Genomic DNA, 3,855 nt, shown 5'->3' with positions numbered 1-3,855 from the left:
GTTGGAATTAAAAGGCGAGTCGATGCGAAAAAAACTAAATTTCTTGACTGATGCCGATCACTCAAGTTAGATTTTACTGAGGTCTACTGACAGACAAAAAAGTGATCGGCTTGAATGGTATTGAGCGATCGGCATCATGGTATTACGCACTGTAGGAGCTTATTATTTAATTGAATTCGGCTGTTGGGGTTTTTCTATAGAACCGTTAGGGCTACAAGGAGATATATGGCACTCTACTTTATCATTGAAAATGAAGACTTGGTGAACCAAAGAGTTAAGATCGGTATTAGTAATAACCCAACTCAACGTCTTAAAACTCTTCAAACGGGCAACTCCCGAAGATTAGCTCTTATGGGGTGGATCAACAGCGATAAAGACCGGAAACTAGAAAAAGAATTTCATCAGAAATACAGCACTGTAAACGTTATTGGCGAGTGGTTCGAAATAAATCACGAGATAGTTTTAGAACTACTAAAAGTGCACAGTTACTGTAGCTACATAGCCAAACAAACTAATGCTGGTGAACTGATAGGGCATGATAGTGATGGTATTCCAGAGTATGCGGACGTTTGGGAATGGGCATCACTAGATATATCAGAATTCTGCCCTGAATGTGGCAGTGGTTTAGGGCTTAGTTACAATGAAAACTATGGTGGCGAACGATGTCTTCAATGTGGGTTCACGGTGCAATCGTAGGCTTTTTTAGTGCGTTGCTAATGTCAGCGGTTGGTACTTTTGCGAAGCTAGGCTGTTCACTGAAAAGTTAAATTTATTTCGAGTAGGAGCCTAACCTTGCCCGATAACATTACTATCCGTCGTTTTGATGCAAAATAACGAGCTTAATTCCTAGCTATTGTAATTACGTGTTTACAATGATAATTATTGGTGAAATTATCAGGGTATGTAATATAGGCCTTTTTGGTGTGTTATAAACCACCAAAACCGTGTTCAATAAGCTGTTAGTTTTCAAAAGGGTGAATATGTCCAATCAAGAAAATATTACTAAAAATTATATCTTTGAATTCGACGAAATGGGTAGTAGTGAACCACCCATATCACGAAGTTATTCTGATATAAATACTCCTATATATTGCTCTAAAGAATTATGCAGCAAGCCAAGCTTACGTGTAGACGATGTAATTAATAAAATGATTGAAAACAACCTTTCAACTAAAGGTTTGTTTTGTAATGGTATTGAAGATGGAACTCGACCATGTGGCGGTTTCTTTGAAGTAAATGCTATAGGCGACAAAAACTAACTAGTTGCTTAAACGGAAAAATAACAGTTGGTCATCGCTATGCGATTATAGCCAACCATTATTTTCCGCTTAGCGAAGCGTTAACGACCGCTGTATGGCACAGAACCGCCCGTCGACACTAACTTATAATTGTCCATCGACGATTTATCAATATAACTCACCTTTGCCCCAAAATGTGTTAACGTAAATACTCTAAGGGCGGCTGCGAGCGAACTACGGACCGGTGATGAGAATTAAGGCATTATTATTTTTTTGATTCTACATAGCGGACTGACGACCAACAAACTAGTAAACTTCGCACAATTAAACTGTTTATAAATTTAGCTCTTGATGACTTTAACCTATATTCAGGAAAATGAACAATTTGCGCATTCTTAAATTGTTATACAAAAAAAGGTCAGCATCAAAGTGCTGACCTTTAAATTATTCGGCAGATATTTGCTCAATAAGCTCTCTATTTTCAGTGTTTAATCGTTCGATATAGATATGAGAAAGTAAATTTTCAAAGCATAAAGTATTAGGCTCACATGTACTTGTTTGTAAGTTATGAGCAGCTCCCCACCAGTTAACGTTATTTCCTGTTTTCTTTGAAATTGCATCGAGCTTATTTGCTACTTGATAAGCTAAAACACCGCAGTCTAATTGATAGTTCTCGGCAACTTGAGTTACTGAGCCCTTTAACCATGAAATTTTTCCATTTGCATTTTTAAAACATTCTTCAATAAATGATTCGGCATTCTCTCCAAGAAGAACCTTAGCTGCAAAATTATTAGCGTCAATTTCTTCTTGATCGTTACGCCTTTCATCACTAGTTTCGCTTAACTCAACAATAGAGAACTCTTCTTGTTCAGGCGATTGGCTTGCATGATATAGTTCGTGCAATAAATCAAACATCCACTTAGAATTGTGTCTCGATTTTTGCTTTAACACGATTACATTCCTGCCTTGAATACGCCAAGTTGCGCCATGAAAAGCACCAGAATCATTTAATGAAATTACTGGGGTTCCTAAGCTTGTTACGTAAGATAGAATAGATTCAAATGTAATCTCGCCGTATGTTTCTAATATAGACTCGCGAACAACATTATGTTCTTGCGGGATTGTCTTTCGGTCGAGAGAACAATTATTAGCAACTATATTGGCAATAGAATATGCATATTGGGTATAAGCACTTGTATATACTTCATTTGCTCCTACTGGCATTTTAAACCGAGCAACCATTGAACCATCGCGCCCAATAACTAGAGGTGCATCCCCAAGTAACAATTCTTTTGTCCAACCAAAAATAGAGCTCAATTTCTCGACGGTCTTTTGTACCCATAGCCCGTAATCAAATGACATCACATCTCTTGGTGCAATACGTTTTTCAATAAACGTTTTATCTAAGCCAGCATCACTTAATTTAGATAGAAGAATATTTTTCTCTCTAGATTCTTTAGGTAAAAATACGTCTTCAGTAATTTTTAGATCTAGTGCCTCTACGATGGATACTAATGTTTTGAAACTCGCTGAGTTATATTCAGTGTTTTCATATCGCTGTATTTGCTGTTCTTTCATCCCTAGTCTTTCAGCAAGATCTTTCTGAGTTAACCCCATCGAAATTCTAGCCATGATTAGAGCTTTTGGTAAATCAGCAAGGCTATTTACATCAAAAACAACTAGATCACCTGACAATAAATGCTCGTATTCCTCGGCTTGCTGAACTAACTCATCACGTTGACAAATTAAAGCGTCAATCTGAGCTTTTGCTAAAAGTGGAGAAAATCTTGGTTCTTCTGCTTGTAACTTTTCAATAGCACCAGAAAACTCTTCGACACGCTTTCTTGTTAATGCTAGTTGTTTGTTATTCTTAATCATAATGAACCTCCAATTTTAATCGCCACAATGCCTTTCTTTTCACCTGTATTTTTATCAGCCTGAAAGAAATCTACGAATAATTTGCCAGAACCACCTTCCGGAAGTTCCGCAGGGAAAATGTCACCGCGATACTTCTGCTCCATTGTTGCCCGCCCCTTAGGGCTAAAATCTAAAAGTGCGGGATCTACTTTTTCTTCAATCACATCAATAAGGCTCCAACATAAATCGTAGTCGCCTGGAATTTCTTTTGAAGTTACGAAACTCCCGTCTATGTATACCAGCGGACAGTTAGCTTTCTGCAATGCACATATTAATAGCTTCAAACCATCAATCAGCCATGCTCGCTTAGGGTTATAGCCAAAGCGATCTACAAGCTCTTCCATAGAAGCTAAGTGGATCCCTTCTGGTAAATTTCCCGTACTGTCAAAATCTGGAATCATACAAACCCCTTCCCCAACAAAAATGTTGTGTAAATTGGGCATTATATAGCATGTATTTGCTTGCGGTGCAATTTTTTATAACAAACTGTTTAAGAGTGATTCGCAACGCGTGGTATTCTTTCAATTCGTTGCCGAAGGTCTGCTTTCTAACTACTTATCATAGATAGTACATTGGGGTGTAGGGCCGAAAGTGCCGCGGAGCCGAACTTCAGCTCTAAATCGTTTCTGTCCAGAGACGGGTTATGTATATAACTCGCCTTTGCCCCATTGTGGGTTAGAGGCGATAAGCCGCACAGATA

General features: G+C 38.2%; 4 protein-coding genes. 2 read left to right on the top strand and 2 right to left on the bottom strand.

Going from position 1 to position 3,855, the window contains the following annotated elements; all coding sequences use genetic code 11:
- Positions 1 to 225: 225 nt before the first annotated feature.
- Both AAEZ18_RS18075 and AAEZ18_RS18070 read left to right on the top strand, forming a co-directional pair.
- A complete protein-coding gene (locus tag AAEZ18_RS18075; protein WP_197182804.1) occupies positions 226 to 696 on the top strand; it encodes a GIY-YIG nuclease family protein in 471 nt (156 codons plus the stop codon).
- Between the two features lie 284 nt (positions 697 to 980).
- Positions 981 to 1,259: a hypothetical protein gene (locus tag AAEZ18_RS18070; RefSeq protein ID WP_192532829.1), complete on the top strand. Its 279-nt coding sequence runs from the start codon at positions 981 to 983 to the stop codon at positions 1,257 to 1,259.
- A gap of 423 nt (positions 1,260 to 1,682) precedes the next feature.
- On the opposite strand, the gene AAEZ18_RS18065 is transcribed toward AAEZ18_RS18070, so the two are convergent.
- The gene (locus AAEZ18_RS18065) at positions 1,683 to 3,116 is read right to left on the bottom strand and encodes a helix-turn-helix domain-containing protein (RefSeq protein WP_024606399.1); all 1,434 of its coding nucleotides are present in this window, start codon (positions 3,114 to 3,116) and stop codon (positions 1,683 to 1,685) included.
- Positions 3,113 to 3,556: a DUF6932 family protein gene (locus AAEZ18_RS18060; protein ID WP_182679186.1), complete on the bottom strand. Its 444-nt coding sequence runs from the start codon at positions 3,554 to 3,556 to the stop codon at positions 3,113 to 3,115. The genes AAEZ18_RS18065 and AAEZ18_RS18060 overlap by 4 nt, the downstream gene beginning before the upstream one ends.
- Positions 3,557 to 3,855: the final 299 nt, after the last annotated feature.

This window comes from Pseudoalteromonas sp. 19-MNA-CIBAN-0066 (assembly GCF_040308705.1).
GTDB classification, from domain to species: Bacteria; Pseudomonadota; Gammaproteobacteria; order Enterobacterales; family Alteromonadaceae; genus Pseudoalteromonas; species Pseudoalteromonas nigrifaciens.
This window is presented reverse-complemented; position numbering and strand designations above follow the sequence as displayed.

Excerpts from the sequence above, each read along its gene's own strand:
- AAEZ18_RS18075 (WP_197182804.1), top strand. The coding sequence starts at position 226 with ATGGCACTCTACTTTATCATTGAAAATGAAGACTTGGTGAACCAAAGA.
- AAEZ18_RS18070 (WP_192532829.1), top strand. The coding sequence starts at position 981 with ATGTCCAATCAAGAAAATATTACTAAAAATTATATCTTTGAATTCGAC.
- AAEZ18_RS18065 (WP_024606399.1), bottom strand. The coding sequence starts at position 3,116 with ATGATTAAGAATAACAAACAACTAGCATTAACAAGAAAGCGTGTCGAA.
- AAEZ18_RS18060 (WP_182679186.1), bottom strand. The coding sequence starts at position 3,556 with ATGATTCCAGATTTTGACAGTACGGGAAATTTACCAGAAGGGATCCAC.